Origin of the sequence: Rhodococcus opacus B4, from assembly GCF_000010805.1 — a bacterium.
Lineage (GTDB): Bacteria > Actinomycetota > Actinomycetes > Mycobacteriales > Mycobacteriaceae > Rhodococcus_F > Rhodococcus_F opacus_C.
Window position 1 is genome coordinate 4,429,318 of sequence record NC_012522.1, and the last position, 14,116, is coordinate 4,443,433.

Genomic DNA, 14,116 nt, shown 5'->3' on the forward strand with positions numbered 1-14,116 from the left:
GGCGTCGGAGTCACACCGCCGCAGTGGAGGTGGTCGGCACGAATCGGATGCCCGGACCGGTGTCGTCCGTGTTGGTCGCGGTGGGCCCGGCGCCCGGGGCCGCGACCCGCACCTCGGGGATCTGCCGGGGCGCGTCGGCGAGCGGCGGCTGATCCCGCCACACCGGCTGCGCCTCCTGCAGTTCCAGCACGATGGAGATCAGCGCCGCCTCGGACCACGGGACCCCGCCCAGTTGCACGCCGAACGGGATGCCGGTGGCCGCGGACCGGCCGACCGGCGTGCAGACGACCGGGGCACCCGTGTAATTGGCCCAGAAATAGTTCTCCCGCGCACCGGCGAACACACTCGAGTCGGAGAGGGCGTCGCGACGTACCCCGTCGGTGGGCGCGCCGGGACGCAGAATCGCATCCAGCCGGTGGTCGGCGAACATCCGGTTGTAGTCGTGCTGGAAACGCAGGCGCGCGCGTTCGAGGGCGAAGTAGTCGGCGACAGGCAGGACGAGGCTCGCCATCGCCGCGGTCGCCGCGAGCGCCGACTCCGGGTCGTACGCCGGGAGGCGGTCCGCGAACTGCCGGTGATACGAGCCGAACTCGGCGTAATCCCCGCTCAGCAGACCCGTCGGGACCTCGGGCTCGGTGACGTCGACGATCTCGCCGCCCAATGCGCGGACTCCGTCGAGGAACCCGGCGAACAAGGTCCCGATCGAGCCGGGCAGGTCGTCGGCGACACCGTGCGGAAGCCCGAAGCGCTTGCCGGACAGCGGACGCGTCCCGCCCACAGCCGTCAGCGGGTACCCCTCCGCGGGAACGTCGGGGCCTACGGACGTGCTGGGATCGTCGACGTCGACGCCGGCCATGTGGCTCAGGAGCAGCGAGGCGTCGGCGACACTGCGGCCCATCGGACCGGTGTGATCGCGCGTCCAGGTCAGCGGAATCACCCCGCTGGTGCTGCACCGCCCGAACGTCGGTTTGATCGAGGTGATCCCGCACGCGCTCGCGGGGATACGCAACGACCCGCCGGTGTCCGTCCCCAGCGCGCAGGGCGCGAACCGGGCGGCGAGGGCCGCGGCGCTCCCACCGGACGAGCCGCCCGGCGAATACCGGACGTCCCACGGGTTCCCGACCTGCGGCGTCGCGGTTCCGATGGCGAACTCGTGGGTGTGCGCGTGGCCCATCAGCACCATGCCCGCGTCGCGCAGTTGCCGCCACACCCCGGCGTCGCCGGCGGCGATGTTGCCGTCGAGGACGCCACTCGACGCGGTCACGGGCAGCCCGGCCACCGCGTACAGATCCTTCAGCGCGATCGGCAACCCGCAGACCAGTGGCGCGGACCCTGCCGCCAGTCGCCGCGCGGCCGACTCCGCGGCCTCGTAGGCCTGCTCGGGGTAGATCCGGATCCACGCCTCGATGCCGCCGTCGTGCGCGGCGCTGCGCGACAGGCACGCGTCGAGCAGTTCGCGCGGATGCAGCGCCCGGGACTGCAACAGCGACGCCGCCTCGACGGCGCTCAGCAGTGCCGGATCGGACGCGGAAATCGAGGCGGGCGAGGGCAGGCGCCGGGCCGGGCTCGCGGTCGCGCCGGCACGCCCCAGCCCGGCAACGGTTACCGCACCCGCGGTCGCGGCGCCGAACAGTTGCCGGCGGGACAGTCGGGTGGTCACAGCGTTTTCTCCTCCGCTCGGGTCGCGTCGAGCGCCGCGCCATTACAGCACGAAACGGTGGGCCGGGCAGGGTCGAGGTCGCCCGGTCGTGATCGCCTGGGTCACGATCCAGGATCGCTTCGGTCCTTCCTACTGTTTTGCAACACGTTCTAAGGTGGACGTGCCGGGGTATGCCCCGTGCAGAGCGCCGTGTGCACGGTCGGCGTCGACGCAGATAAGGAAGGAACACTCCACAGTGACCACAGAGGCATTCATTTATGAAGCCATCCGGACCCCGCGCGGCCGCGGAAAGAAGACCGGTTCGCTGCACTCGGTCAAGCCGATCTCGCTGGTCACCGGCCTGATCGACGAGCTCCGCGCCCGCTTCCCCGACCTGGACGAGGATCGCATCTCGGACCTGGTTCTCGGCGTCGTCACCCCCGTCGGCGACCAGGGCATGGACATCGCCCGCGTCGCGGTCAACGACGCCGGACTGCCCGACACCGTCGGCGGCGTCCAGCTGAACCGGTTCTGCGCGTCCGGCCTCGAGGCCGTCAACACCGCCGCGCAGAAGGTGCGGTCCGGCTGGGACGAACTGGTCATCGCCGGTGGCGTCGAATCGATGTCCCGCGTGCCGATGGGCTCCGACGGCGGACCGTGGGCGCTCGACCCGGCCACCAACTACGACAACTACTTCGTCCCCCAGGGCGTGGGCGCCGACCTGATCGCCACCATCGAGGGCTTCTCCCGCGAGGACGTCGACGCGTATGCCGTCCGCTCGCAGGACCTCGCCGCGAAGGCGTGGACCGGCGGCTACTTCGCCAAGTCCGTCGTCCCGGTCAAGGACATCAACGGCCTCGTCGTCCTCGACCAGGACGAGCACATGCGTCCCGGCACCACCCTCGAAAACCTCGCGGGCCTCAACCCGTCCTTCGCCGGAGTCGGCGAGATGGGCGGCTTCGACGCGGTGTCGCTGCAGAAGTACCACTGGGTCGAGAAGATCAACCACGTCCACCACGGCGGCAACAGCTCCGGCATCGTCGACGGCGCCGCACTGGTGCTCGTCGGGTCGGAGCAGGCAGGCAAGGACATGAGCCTGACCCCGCGCGCCCGCGTCGTCGCCACGGCCACCAGCGGCGCCGACTCCACGATCATGCTCACCGGCCCCACCCCGGCCTCGAAGAAGGTGCTCGCCGCCGCCGGTCTGACCGTCGACGACATCGACCTGTTCGAGATCAACGAGGCGTTCGCGTCCGTGGTGCTCAAGTTCCAGAAGGATCTGAACATCCCCGACGAGAAGCTCAACGTCAACGGCGGCGCCATCGCGATGGGGCATCCGCTCGGCGCCACCGGCGCCATGATCACCGGCACCATGATCGACGAGCTCGAGCGCCGGAATGCCCGGTACGCCCTCATCACCCTGTGCATCGGCGGCGGTATGGGCGTCGCCACCATCATCGAGCGCGTCTGACCGCCCGGACCATCAGGAGACTTGAAGCAGTGAGCGAGCAGAACATCATCAACTGGGAGCAGGACGCCGACGGCATCGTCGTGCTCACCATCGACGATCCCAACCAGGGCGCGAACACCATGAACGACGCCTACATCTCCTCGATGAAGGCGACCGTCGACCGCCTCGTCGACGAGAAGGACTCCATCACCGGTGTCGTGATCACGTCCGGCAAGAAGACGTTCTTCGCCGGCGGCGATCTGAAGAACATGATCAAGGTCGGCCCGGAGAACGCCGACGAGATCTACAGCCACAGTGTCGCGATCAAGTCGGATCTGCGCCGCCTCGAGACGCTCGGCAAGCCCGTCGTCGCCGCCATCAACGGTGCCGCGCTCGGTGGCGGACTCGAGATCGCGCTGGCCACGCACCACCGCGTCGCCGCGGATGTGAAGGGCGTCAAGATCGGCCTGCCCGAGGTCACCCTCGGCCTGCTGCCCGGCGGCGGTGGCGTCGTCCGCACCGTCCGCATGCTCGGTCTGCAGAACGCCCTCATGCAGGTGCTGCTCCAGGGCCAGCAGCGGGGACCGGTGCAGGCCAAGGAGGTCGGACTCGTCGACGAGGTCGTCGCCTCCGTCGAGGAACTGGTGCCCGCCGCGAAGGCGTGGATCAAGGCCAACCCCGAGGGCGGCGTCCAGCCGTGGGACAAGAAGGGCTACCGGATCCCCGGCGGCACCCCGTCCACCCCGGCGTTCGCCGCGAACCTGCCCGCGTTCCCCGCGAACCTGCGCAAGCAGCTGAAGGGCGCGCCCATGCCGGCGCCGCGCGCCATCATGGCCGCTGCCGTCGAGGGGTCGCAGGTCGACATCGACAACGCGCTCCTCATCGAGGCCCGCTACTTCACGTCGCTGGTCACCGGTCAGGTCGCGAAGAACATGATCCAGGCGTTCTTCTTCGACCTGCAGGCCATCAACTCCGGGGCGTCCCGTCCCGAGGGCATCGAGAAGACCCCGATCACCAAGGTCGGTGTGCTCGGCGCCGGCATGATGGGCGCCGGAATCGCCTACGTCTCCGCGAAAGCCGGCTTCGACGTCGTCCTCAAGGATGTCACCATCGAGGCCGCCAACAAGGGCAAGGCGTACTCCGAGGGCATCGAGGCCAAGGCGCTGTCGCGGGGCAAGACCACCGAGGAGAAGTCGAAGGCGCTCCTCGACCGCATCACGCCGTCCGCCGACCCCGCCGACTTCGCCGGTGTCGACTTCGTCATCGAGGCCGTCTTCGAGTCGCAGGACCTCAAGCACAAGGTGTTCCAGGAGATCGAAGACATCGTCGACCCGAAGGCGCTGCTCGGCTCGAACACGTCGACGCTGCCGATCACCGGCCTCGCGACGGGTGTGAAGCGCCAAGAGGACTTCATCGGAATCCATTTCTTCTCGCCCGTCGACAAGATGCCGCTCGTCGAGATCATCCGCGGCGAGAAGACATCCGACGAGGCCCTCGCCCGTGTCTTCGACTACGTGCAGGCCATCCGCAAGACGCCGATCGTCGTCAACGACTCGCGCGGCTTCTTCACCTCCCGCGTCATCGGCACGTTCATCAACGAGGCCATCGCCATGCTGGCGGAGGGCATCGAGCCCGCCACCATCGAACAGGCAGGCATGCAGGCCGGCTACCCGGCGGCACCGCTGCAGCTGTCCGACGAGCTGAACCTCACGCTGATGCAGAAGATCCGCAAGGAAACCGCGGAAGCCGCGAAGGCCGAAGGCAAGGAACTGCCCGCCGACCCGGCAGGCGACGTCATCAACACGATGGTCGACAAGTTCGACCGCAAGGGCAAACTCGGCGGCGCCGGCTTCTACGACTACGCCGACGGCAAGCGCGCCGGCCTGTGGCCCGGGCTGCGGGAGAACTTCGGTTCCAAGGAACTCGAAGTGCCGTTCCAGGACCTCATCGAACGCATGCTGTTCATCGAGGCCATCGAAACGCAGAAGTGCTTCGACGAGGGCGTGCTCCTCACTACTGCCGACGCCAACATCGGCTCCATCATGGGTATCGGCTTCCCCGCCTGGACCGGCGGTGTGTCGCAGTACATCCAGGGCTACGACGGCGGCCGGGCCGGCTTCGTCAAGCGCGCCGAAGAACTCGCCGCCAAGTACGGCGAGCGCTTCACCCCGCCGGCGTCGCTGAAGTAGGCGGCTCCGCCGCCCGTGCGCCTTTTTGGTAGCTGCAACAACCGAAAAGGCGCACGGGGAGGGTTATCCACAACTTCGCGGTTATCCACAGGCAAAGTGGATAACCGCGTTTTTGTCGGCTTCGGAGTCGGATGCGCATCGCACGATGCGCCGTATGACCGACATCGATATCCCAGACTTCCAGCGCCTCGTCGACACCCAGTTCGGAATCGTCACGCAGGCCCAACTCGAGCCCTTCGGCTTCACTCGGGGCAGGGTTCGTCATCTCCTGGACACGGGGCAGTGGCGCCGTGTTCTCCAAGGCGTCTACGCCGTCACCAACGGCCCGTTGACCCGCGACATGATCCTGTCCGCCGCTCTGCTCTACGGTGGCGGGCATTCGATGCTCAGCCACGTCACCGCCGCCGAGGAATGGGGGATGGTCGTACCCCGAGACGGCGAGCCGATCCACATCACGGTGCCGTACGGGAAGTCATCGCGGTGCCAGAACGCGACGGGCATGCGTCCGTCACGTAAGCCGGGCAATCCGATTGCGGTGTCCACACCACTACATCCCGGCGTCGTCGTACATCGATCCAGGGCACACGAATACATTGCCGTCGACACCGACCCGCCACGCACGTCGCGAGCCGACACCGCACTCGACCTCGCCATCGCCGAGCCCACGGCCCGGGACGCCTACACCCGGCTCATCGCCCTCGTGACCAATGCCCGGATCCCACTGCGCGACATCCGGCGACGCATGGAGGAGCGACGCCCGCGTCGATACCGCAAGGCGCTCGTGGACGCGGTACGCATGCTGGCCGACGGAGTCCAGTCGGTGCTCGAATACCGCTACGCCACTGACGTCGAGGATGCGCACGGGCTTCCCCGGGCGCGGCGGCAGTCACCCGTGGTCGTGGACGGACGCACCCTCTTCGAGGACTGCGACTACTCCGATCACGGTGTACCGCTCATCGTGCGACTGGACGGTCGCCGCGCGCATGCCATGGCGGAGGTCGCATTCCGGGACCGTCGACGCGACAACGCCGCGGAACTGCAGGGGCGGCCGCGACTGGTCTACGGGTTCGACGAGGTGACGAAGAATCCCTGCGTGGTGGCCCGTGAAGTGGAGACCGTCCTGGTGCGGGAGGGGTGGGTCAGGCCGGGGGAGATGCCGTGCCCGGCCTGTGCGCCTTTCTGGTTGTCCTAGCAACCAAAAAGGCGCACGGGCGCGAAGCGCCTACTGCCACCACGGCCGGAGCGGGACGTGCGCCTCGCCCTTGGGGCCGAGTTTGACGGCGAGGACCTGGTGCAGCTGAACGACGTTGCGTTCGAAGCCGAGTCGCGACCCGGCCATGTAGAGGCCCCACACGCGGGCGGTGCCTTCCCCGACCTCTTCGACGCAGGCGTCCCAGTTGTCGACGAGGTTCTGGCACCATCCGGCGAGGGTGAGTGCGTAGTGTTCGCGCAGGTTCTCCTCGTGCCGCACCTCGAGTCCGACGTTCTGGATCTCGGTGATGATGCGCCCGGAGCCGGTGAGTTCGCCGTCGGGGAAAACGTACCGGTCGATGAAGCCGCCCGCGCGGGCCTGACTCTGGTTGTCAGGCCGGGTGATGCAGTGGTTCAGCAGCCGGCCGCCTTCGCGGAGTTTGCTCTGCAGCAGACCGAAGTAGGAGGGGTAGTTGCCGACGCCGATGTGCTCGGTGAGGCCGATGGAGGAGATGGCGTCGAAGCCGGTTTCGGGGACGTCACGGTAGTCGGAGAACCGGACCTCGGCGAGATCGGACAGCCCTTCTTCTGCGATGGCCTTCTGCGCCCATTCGGCCTGTTCGCGGGACAGGGTGACGCCGATGACCTTGACGCCGCGGCGTGCGGCGAACCGGACCATCGATCCCCAGCCGCAACCGATGTCGAGGAGGCGGTCGCCGGGCTGGAGGCCGAGCTTCTCGAAGACGAGACGGTATTTGTTTTCCTGGGCCTCTTCGAGGGTCTGCTCGGCGTTCTCGTAACACGCGCACGTGTAGGTCATGGACGGGCCGAGGACATACTCGTAGAAGGTGTTCGAGACGTCGTAGTGGTGGTGGATGACCTCGGCGTCGCGGGACTTGGAGTGCCGCAGTCCTTCCGCGACGCGCCGCCACCGCGGGAGGTGCTCCTGCGGCGGAGGGGCGATGGGGCGCAGCAGGTCCCAGCCGAGTGAGCGCGTGATCGCGGCGAGCGTCAGCGCCGACGGACGACGGAAGTGCAGTTCGTCGCCCATGACGCGGAGGATCTCGTACGGGTCGCCGGGGTGGACGCCGCGGGCCTCGAGGTCGCCGGACACGTACGCCCGGGCCATGCCCAGGTCGCCGGGGGCGGTCGCCAGGTAGGTGGTGCCGCGGGTCGTCTTGAGGTGGAGGCCGTAGGGGGCGTCCTCCGGGCCTGCGGCGCTGCCGTCGTAGGCGGAGAACCGCAGGGGGAGCATGCCGTCGGACAGAGTTTCGAGAATCTCTGCGATGGTCAGCTTGTGGTCTTGCGAGCGTGAAGCTTTCAGAGTTGTCATCGACGTTGCACCGCCTTGGAGAAAAGGTCCAGTAATCGTGATTTGGGGTCGTAGCGTTTTTTCAGTTCCGTGTATCGATCGCCGCCGTAGTAGAGGCGTTCGAAGTCTTCTCGTGAATAGTACGAATCGGAGTAGAGGGACTTGTGTCCGTCGAAGTCGCTGACCTTGTCCTCGATCAGTCGATTCGCCGCCCCCTCGGGCCGGCCCGGGACGATGGGTACCGAGGACCAGAAGCCGATGTTCACGTACGTGCGTTTCGGTTCGAGGGGGTACAGGGGCCACGGGCGCTGCGACGACGCTCCGGCGGGGGCGGGTTCCCGCAACCGCAACGGGCACAGCCACAGCGGCTCGATGGGGATCTCGTCCAGGAACCAGCGAACGAAGTCGGCGGTGCGCTCGATGGGCACTTCGACGTCCTGGACGACGCGTTCCCGCGGCGGGTTGCCCTTGCGCTGCTCGAGTCGGTCGCCGATGTCGTACTTGTGGTCGAGGGCGATGAGCTTCCAGTAGAAGCTGCTGCGGAGGAGCCTCTTCGGCCACAGCCTGCGGATGGTGGGGTTCTGGGCGCCGAAGGCGCGCGAGCACCAGAACCAGTCGGTGTCCCAGCGCCACAGGTAGTCTCGGATGCTGAGTTTGTCCGTTTTGGGGTGGTTCACGGAGCTGTGCTGGATGGAGCGGTAGAAGATGTTCCGCCCGGTGTAGTCGCTGACGGGTCCGCCCTCGTCGGTCTGATGGCCCAGTGTCAGGTAACTCTCGGACTCGGTGAAGACGACGCCGTCCAGGTAGTCGACGGGGACGCCGTCGTGGACGCGGTCGGTGACGATGCGATCCATCGCCGACTGCAGCTCGTTCAGGGAGTCGAAACGCAGATGCCGCAGTGCCACATACCGTTTGACGGGCTCGAGCTGGATGCGCAGACGGGTCGAGTAGCCGAGGGTTCCGTAGGAGTTGGGGAACCCCCAGAACAGGTCTGAGTTCTCGCCTTCCGGTGTCGCGGTGACGATGTCGCCGTTGCCGGTGAGGACGTCGATCTCGAGGACCGATTCGTGGGGCAGCCCGCTGCGGAACGACGTCGACTCGATGCCGAGGCCGGTGACCGCGCCACCGAGGGTGATGGTCTTGAGCTGCGGAACCACCAGCGGCGCCAGCCCATACGGCAGGGTGGCGTCCACCAGGTCCTCGTAGGTGCACATCCCGGCGACATCCGCGGTCCGGGCCTGCGGGTCGACGGAGATGACCCCGCCGAGGCCGGAGACGTCGAGGCCGGGTGCGCTGGTCTGCGCTCGGGCCCGGAACAGGTTGGACGTCTTCTTCGCGAGCCGCACCGTGGCGTCCGTGGGAATCGCACGGTAGGACGCGAGGAGACGCTGGACGCCGGCGCGGTGAGCGTCGATTCCCGTGACGGGCAGAGTGCGATGCGCACGGAAGGGGCGTCCACCCTCCCGCATGCTTTTCAGTAGTTCAACCGAAGAGGCAGCCACACCTTGACGCTATCCCTCTCCGGGGGTTCAAGCCACGCATATCGGCGCGCGCGACCCAAGATTCACACAAATGTCTCATCAATGTGCGGGTCGCGACCATGCCGAAGTGAGCTACCTCACAATAGATTGCCACGTCATCGCCCGGAGTCGAGGACGGCAGGCAGGATGAGAGGAGGAAGCAGTTTCGTACAAATCGTACAAGAGGAGTCAGAACAGTGGGCCAGGTCAGCGCGAGCAGTTCGATCACCGTCGCAGCCACACCGGAGAAGACGCTCGCGGCGTTGACGGACTACGAGACGGTGCGTCCGCGCATCCTCTCGGAGCAGTACCTGGACTACCGCGTCCTCGAGGGCGGGCAGGGCGGCGGCACCGTCGCGCAGTGGACGCTGAAGGCCACCGAGAAGCGGTCCCGCGACATCAAGGCGACGGTCACCGTGGCGGGGAACACGATCACCGAGACGGACGCGAACTCTTCGCTCGTCACCACCTGGGTCGTCGCGCCGAGCGGCAGCGGGTCGACCGTCACCACGACCACCGAGTGGAAGGGTGCCGGCGGCATCGGCGGCTTCTTCGAGAAGACGTTCGCCCCGCTGGGCCTGAAGAAGATCCAGGGGCAGGTGCTGGCGAATCTCGAGCGCGAACTCGGCTGACCCGGTCCCGTTCGCTCCGGCGCCGTCGACGCGAGTCGCCGGGCGGCGTCGGCGCCGGACCGCGCGGACGGTCACGGTCTACGCTGGCAGGGGAAACAGCAGAAAGGACCACGTCAGTGCAACCAGGTGGACAACCCGACATGTCGCAGCTCCTCGCGCAGGCGCAGCAGATGCAGCAGCAGCTGATGGCCGCGCAGCAGGAGATGGCCGAGGCCGAGGTCACCGGGCAGGCCGGTGGCGGACTCGTGACCGCGACGGTCAAGGGGACAGGTGAGGTGGTCGGTCTGAAGATCGATCCGAAGGTCGTCGATCCCGACGACGTGGAGACTCTGCAGGACCTCGTGATCGGTGCGATCGAGGACGCGTCGAGCAAGGCGCAGGAGATCGCGGCGCAGAAGCTCGGTCCGCTCGCGGGTGGATTCGGTGGGGGAGGCCTGCCCGGCCTCCCCGGTTTCTAGAGGCGCGGCGTGTACGAAGGTCCGGTTCAGGATCTGATCGACGAGCTGGGCAAACTGCCCGGCGTCGGGCCGAAGAGCGCGCAGCGCATCGCGTTTCACCTGCTCAGTGTCGAGCCGCCGGAGATCGACCGGCTCAAGAACGCGCTGCAACGGGTGCGTGACGGCGTCCAGTTCTGCGTGGTGTGCGGCACGGTGTCCGACAAGGAACACTGCCGCATCTGCGCCGATCCGCGCCGGGACCGCACGGTGATCTGTGTGGTCGAGGAGCCGAAGGACGTGCAGGCCGTGGAGCGCACCCGCGAGTTCAAGGGCCGCTACCACGTCCTCGGCGGCGCGCTGGACCCGCTGTCCGGGGTGGGCCCGGACCAGCTGCGTATCCGGGAGTTGCTCGCGCGCATCGGTAATCAGGAGGACGGCGTCGACGTTTCCGAGGTGATCATCGCGACCGACCCCAACACGGAGGGGGAGGCCACCGCGACGTATCTGGTGCGGATGCTGCGGGACTTCCCCGGTCTCACGGTCAGCCGGCTCGCGTCGGGGCTGCCGATGGGCGGCGACCTCGAGTTCGCCGACGAGCTCACGCTGGGCCGGGCGTTGTCGGGGAGGCGCACGCTGTGACGTCGGATCCGGGCACGGCGGCGCCCGTGAAGCGGACGGCCGAGCAGTCGCGCTCGCTGATCGTCGACGCGGCCGGGCGGGCGTTCGCGACGCGTCCGTACCGGGAGATCACGCTCAAGGACATCGCCGAGGATGCCGGGGTCAGCGCACCGCTGATCATCAAGTACTTCGGGTCGAAGGAGCAGCTGTTCGACGCACTCGTCGACTTCCGGTCCGCCGCAGAGGTGCTGTTCAGTGGTCCGCTGGACGGTCTCGGGGAGCGGATGGTGTCGATGTTCGCGCGGCCGCTCGAGCCGTACAAGCCGCTGTCGCTGAACATCCTGTTCATGAGCGGGCCGAGCGAGGAGAGCAGCCGCAAGCTGCGCGCCAACTATTCGGCGCAGATGATCGACGCGCTGGCCGAACGGCTGCCCGGGCGCGGTGGCCGGCTGCGCGCGGAACTGGTGATGTCGATGCTGACGGGTCTCGCGGTCATGCGCCGCAAGATGATGCAGGAGCATGCGACGGGCACCCCGGACGAGGTGGTGGCGCACTACGCCCCACTGGTGCAGGAGTTGCTCGACGGCTGAGGGGCGGATTGTCCGGCTTGCGGGGTAAATGATTGTTCACCTAATGTGGTGAACAACTATTTACCAGCTGCGCGAGGGGTGACACTTGACGATCTCGTTGCCGCGCCCACTGTCGGCGCTCGCGGATCAGCCCGTCGCGTCCCCCGCATCGGCCAACGGATCGCGTTACCTCTTCCCGATTCTCGCGTTCGCGGGTGTCTTCCAGGCCGTCCTGCAGACGGTCATGGTGCCCCTCCTGCCCAGCATGCCGGCGTTCACCGGCGCGAGTCAGACGTCGGTGTCCTGGCTGATCACCACCACCCTCCTGGTCGGCGCGGTCGTCACCCCGATCTTCGGCAGGCTCGCCGACATGTTCGGCAAGAAGCGGATGCTTGTCGTCGCGTTCGTCTTCATGACGATCGGCGCGTTGATCTGCGCCGTGACGGCCGACATCGCCTTCCTGATCTTCGCGCGGGGACTGCAGGGTGCGGGCGCCGCCGTCATCCCGGTCGGAATCTCGATCCTCCGAGACGAGCTGCCGCGCGAGAAGGTCCACGGCGCCATCGCCATGATGAGCTCGACCCTCGGGATCGGCACCGCGCTCGGACTGCCCTTCGCGGCCGCCGTCGCCGAGTACTCCAACTGGCACGTCCTCTTCTGGGTCATCGCGGGAATCGGACTCGCCGTCACCACGGCCGCGGTGCTGTTCATCCGCGAGTCCCAGGTGCGGTCGGGCGGGCGGTTCGACGGCGTCGGCGCCGTCGGCCTCACCGCCGCGCTCGTCTGCCTGCTCGTCCCGATCACCCAGGGCAGCTCGTGGGGCTGGGGAAGTCCCGCGGTGCTCGGCATGTTCGGGTCCGCGGTGTTCCTGTTCGCGCTGTGGGGATATCAGCAGCTGCGCAACCGGAACCCGCTCGTCGACCTGCGGGTGTCGGCGCGACGGTCGGTGCTGCTGCCCCACGTCACGGCGCTGCTCGTCGGGTTCGCGTTCTACGGCAACGCCCTCATCACCACGCAGTTGCTGCAGACGCCCCGCGGCGACGCCGGCTACGGGCTGACGATCCTTCAGGCCGCGGTGTGCCAGCTCCCGACGAGTCTGTCGATGATCGTCTTCGCGCAGGTCGGCGCCCGGGTGTCCGAGCGCTACGGGTCCAAGGTGACGATCCTGTCGGGCGCGATCTGCCTCGTCCTCGGCTACGCGCTGCACACCGTGCCACACAAGGAGCTGTGGATGGTGATCGCCGCGCTCGGCGTCGCGGCTGTCGGCACCGCTCTGGTGTACAGCACGCTGCCGATGCTGATCGTCCGGGCCGTGCCGTCCACGCAGATGGCCGCGGCCAACGGCGTCAACGTGTTGCTGCGGACGATGGGCACGACCATGTGCAGTGCGGTCGTCGCGACGGTCCTGGCGGCGAGCATGGTCGGCGGCGTCGCGTCCGCCGCCGGATTCTCGATCGCCTACGGGGTGTGCGCCGTGCTGGCGGTCCTGGTGTTCGCGGTGTCCCTGGCCCTGCCCGGGCACGATCGGGCGAAGAAAAGTCTGGTGGAACCTCTTGTGACGTAGATCACTCGCGTGTATCGTCAGTGATGCGGATCGAGGAAATGTACCTGTGAGCAGAGAAAACTCGAGAAGCAGAGATCCGGCCGAGAATGCAGAAGCATTCCCGGCCGAACCCCTGTCTGGGGGTCTTCACTCCTCCATCGACTCCGCGATCTCCTTGATGGCGGCCAAACGGCGGTCCCACTCGGCCCCGATCCGTTCCAGCGTCCGTGCCGTCTTGTTCAGTTCGGCGCCCAGCGCGCGGTAGCGGACCTCTCGGCCCACCTTCACCGACTCCACCAGTCCGCAGGCCTGCAGCGCGGTCAGATGCTTCGCGATGGCCTGCCGCGACACCGGAAGCCGGGTGGCCAGCGACGACGCCGACTGGTCGGACCGTCCGAGTTCGGTCAGGATCTCCCAGCGAGTCTCGTCCGACAGCGCCGCGAACACCGAGGCCAGTTCGGAATACGTGCTCATGCCTTCACGCCGTGCAGGTACGCGACCAGTTCGTCCAGTTCCGCCTGCCACCCCTGGACGTTGCCCTCGCGGGCCCGCATCTGGTCGGCGACGTCGCGGTCGAGGGTGTCGAACCCGGTCTCCACGACGGTCAGTTCGGTGCCGGAGTCGTGCTCCGACAGCGTGAACCGCACCAGGGTGGAGTTGCCGACCACCGGGTCGGCGTCGATGTCGGCGGCCCAGCGGAATCCGAAGGTGTTCGGTTCGTCGACCTCAGTGACGACGGCGCGGGCGGTGCCGTGCTCGTCCCACGTGAAAGCGGCCTTCCCGCCGACCGTGAGGTCGAGCGACGTGCGCTGCCCGAACCACTGGCTGATCTTGTCGGGATCCGTGATCGCCGCCCACACCGCCGATCTCGGGGCATTGACGACAACGGTCCGGGTGATGCTGCTCGACGCGTCCATGGTGGACCACCTTCTCGACGACGGATGATGTGCAACTCCATGGTTGCACCCTTTTCGACATTCTGCAACTGTACGGTTGCACCCCCAGGTGAGTGGCGA

At 67.6% G+C, this 14,116-nt stretch carries 13 protein-coding genes; 8 read left to right on the forward strand and 5 right to left on the reverse strand.

Annotated elements, in window-relative coordinates; translation table 11 throughout:
- Positions 1 to 10: 10 nt before the first annotated feature.
- Positions 11 to 1,660 (reverse strand): amidase, encoded by a 1,650-nt coding sequence (locus ROP_RS20440; RefSeq protein ID WP_012691312.1) that lies wholly within the window; start codon positions 1,658 to 1,660, stop codon positions 11 to 13.
- Between the two features lie 235 nt (positions 1,661 to 1,895).
- Here ROP_RS20440 and ROP_RS20445 point away from each other — a divergent pair, with 235 nt between their 5' ends.
- From ROP_RS20445 to ROP_RS20455, 3 genes are all read left to right on the forward strand, one after another.
- Positions 1,896 to 3,110 carry an acetyl-CoA C-acetyltransferase gene (locus ROP_RS20445; RefSeq protein WP_012691313.1) on the forward strand — a complete coding sequence of 405 codons (1,215 nt, stop codon included), beginning with the start codon at positions 1,896 to 1,898 and terminating at the stop codon, positions 3,108 to 3,110.
- A gap of 29 nt (positions 3,111 to 3,139) precedes the next feature.
- Complete coding sequence (locus ROP_RS20450) at positions 3,140 to 5,278, forward strand: 3-hydroxyacyl-CoA dehydrogenase NAD-binding domain-containing protein (protein ID WP_012691314.1); 2,139 nt, start codon at positions 3,140 to 3,142, stop codon at positions 5,276 to 5,278.
- A gap of 154 nt (positions 5,279 to 5,432) precedes the next feature.
- Positions 5,433 to 6,470, forward strand: a complete 1,038-nt coding sequence (locus ROP_RS20455) for a type IV toxin-antitoxin system AbiEi family antitoxin domain-containing protein (protein WP_012691315.1) — start codon at positions 5,433 to 5,435, stop codon at positions 6,468 to 6,470.
- Between the two features lie 30 nt (positions 6,471 to 6,500).
- Here ROP_RS20455 and ROP_RS20460 read toward each other — a convergent pair whose 3' ends face one another.
- Together ROP_RS20460 and ROP_RS20465 are read right to left on the reverse strand one after the other, a co-directional pair.
- On the reverse strand, positions 6,501 to 7,802 hold the full coding sequence (locus tag ROP_RS20460) for a class I SAM-dependent methyltransferase (protein ID WP_012691316.1): 1,302 nt from the start codon (positions 7,800 to 7,802) through the stop codon (positions 6,501 to 6,503).
- Entirely contained in the window at positions 7,799 to 9,250 is a 1,452-nt protein-coding gene (locus ROP_RS20465; RefSeq protein WP_012691317.1) for an FAD-binding oxidoreductase, read from the reverse strand. Before ROP_RS20465 ends, ROP_RS20460 begins: the two co-directional genes overlap by 4 nt.
- A 248-nt stretch (positions 9,251 to 9,498) precedes the next feature.
- On the opposite strand from ROP_RS20465, the gene ROP_RS20470 reads away from it, so the two are divergent.
- From ROP_RS20470 to ROP_RS20490, 5 genes are all read left to right on the forward strand, one after another.
- Entirely contained in the window at positions 9,499 to 9,933 is a 435-nt protein-coding gene (locus ROP_RS20470) for an SRPBCC family protein (RefSeq protein WP_012691318.1), read from the forward strand.
- Positions 9,934 to 10,049: 116 nt separating this feature from the next.
- Positions 10,050 to 10,391 carry a YbaB/EbfC family nucleoid-associated protein gene (locus ROP_RS20475; RefSeq protein WP_012691319.1) on the forward strand — a complete coding sequence of 114 codons (342 nt, stop codon included), beginning with the start codon at positions 10,050 to 10,052 and terminating at the stop codon, positions 10,389 to 10,391.
- A 9-nt stretch (positions 10,392 to 10,400) separates the two neighbouring features.
- Positions 10,401 to 11,009 carry a recombination mediator RecR gene (recR, locus tag ROP_RS20480; RefSeq protein ID WP_005248644.1) on the forward strand — a complete coding sequence of 203 codons (609 nt, stop codon included), beginning with the start codon at positions 10,401 to 10,403 and terminating at the stop codon, positions 11,007 to 11,009.
- A complete protein-coding gene (locus tag ROP_RS20485) occupies positions 11,006 to 11,578 on the forward strand; it encodes a TetR/AcrR family transcriptional regulator (protein WP_012691320.1) in 573 nt (190 codons plus the stop codon). The genes recR and ROP_RS20485 overlap by 4 nt, the downstream gene beginning before the upstream one ends.
- Positions 11,579 to 11,663: 85 nt before the next feature.
- Positions 11,664 to 13,121, forward strand: a complete 1,458-nt coding sequence (locus ROP_RS20490; protein ID WP_012691321.1) for an MFS transporter — start codon at positions 11,664 to 11,666, stop codon at positions 13,119 to 13,121.
- Positions 13,122 to 13,247: 126 nt separating this feature from the next.
- Here ROP_RS20490 and ROP_RS20495 read toward each other — a convergent pair whose 3' ends face one another.
- A complete protein-coding gene (locus ROP_RS20495; RefSeq protein WP_012691322.1) occupies positions 13,248 to 13,574 on the reverse strand; it encodes an ArsR/SmtB family transcription factor in 327 nt (108 codons plus the stop codon).
- Positions 13,571 to 14,017, reverse strand: a complete 447-nt coding sequence (locus ROP_RS20500; RefSeq protein WP_012691323.1) for an SRPBCC family protein — start codon at positions 14,015 to 14,017, stop codon at positions 13,571 to 13,573. Before ROP_RS20500 ends, ROP_RS20495 begins: the two co-directional genes overlap by 4 nt.
- Positions 14,018 to 14,116: the final 99 nt, after the last annotated feature.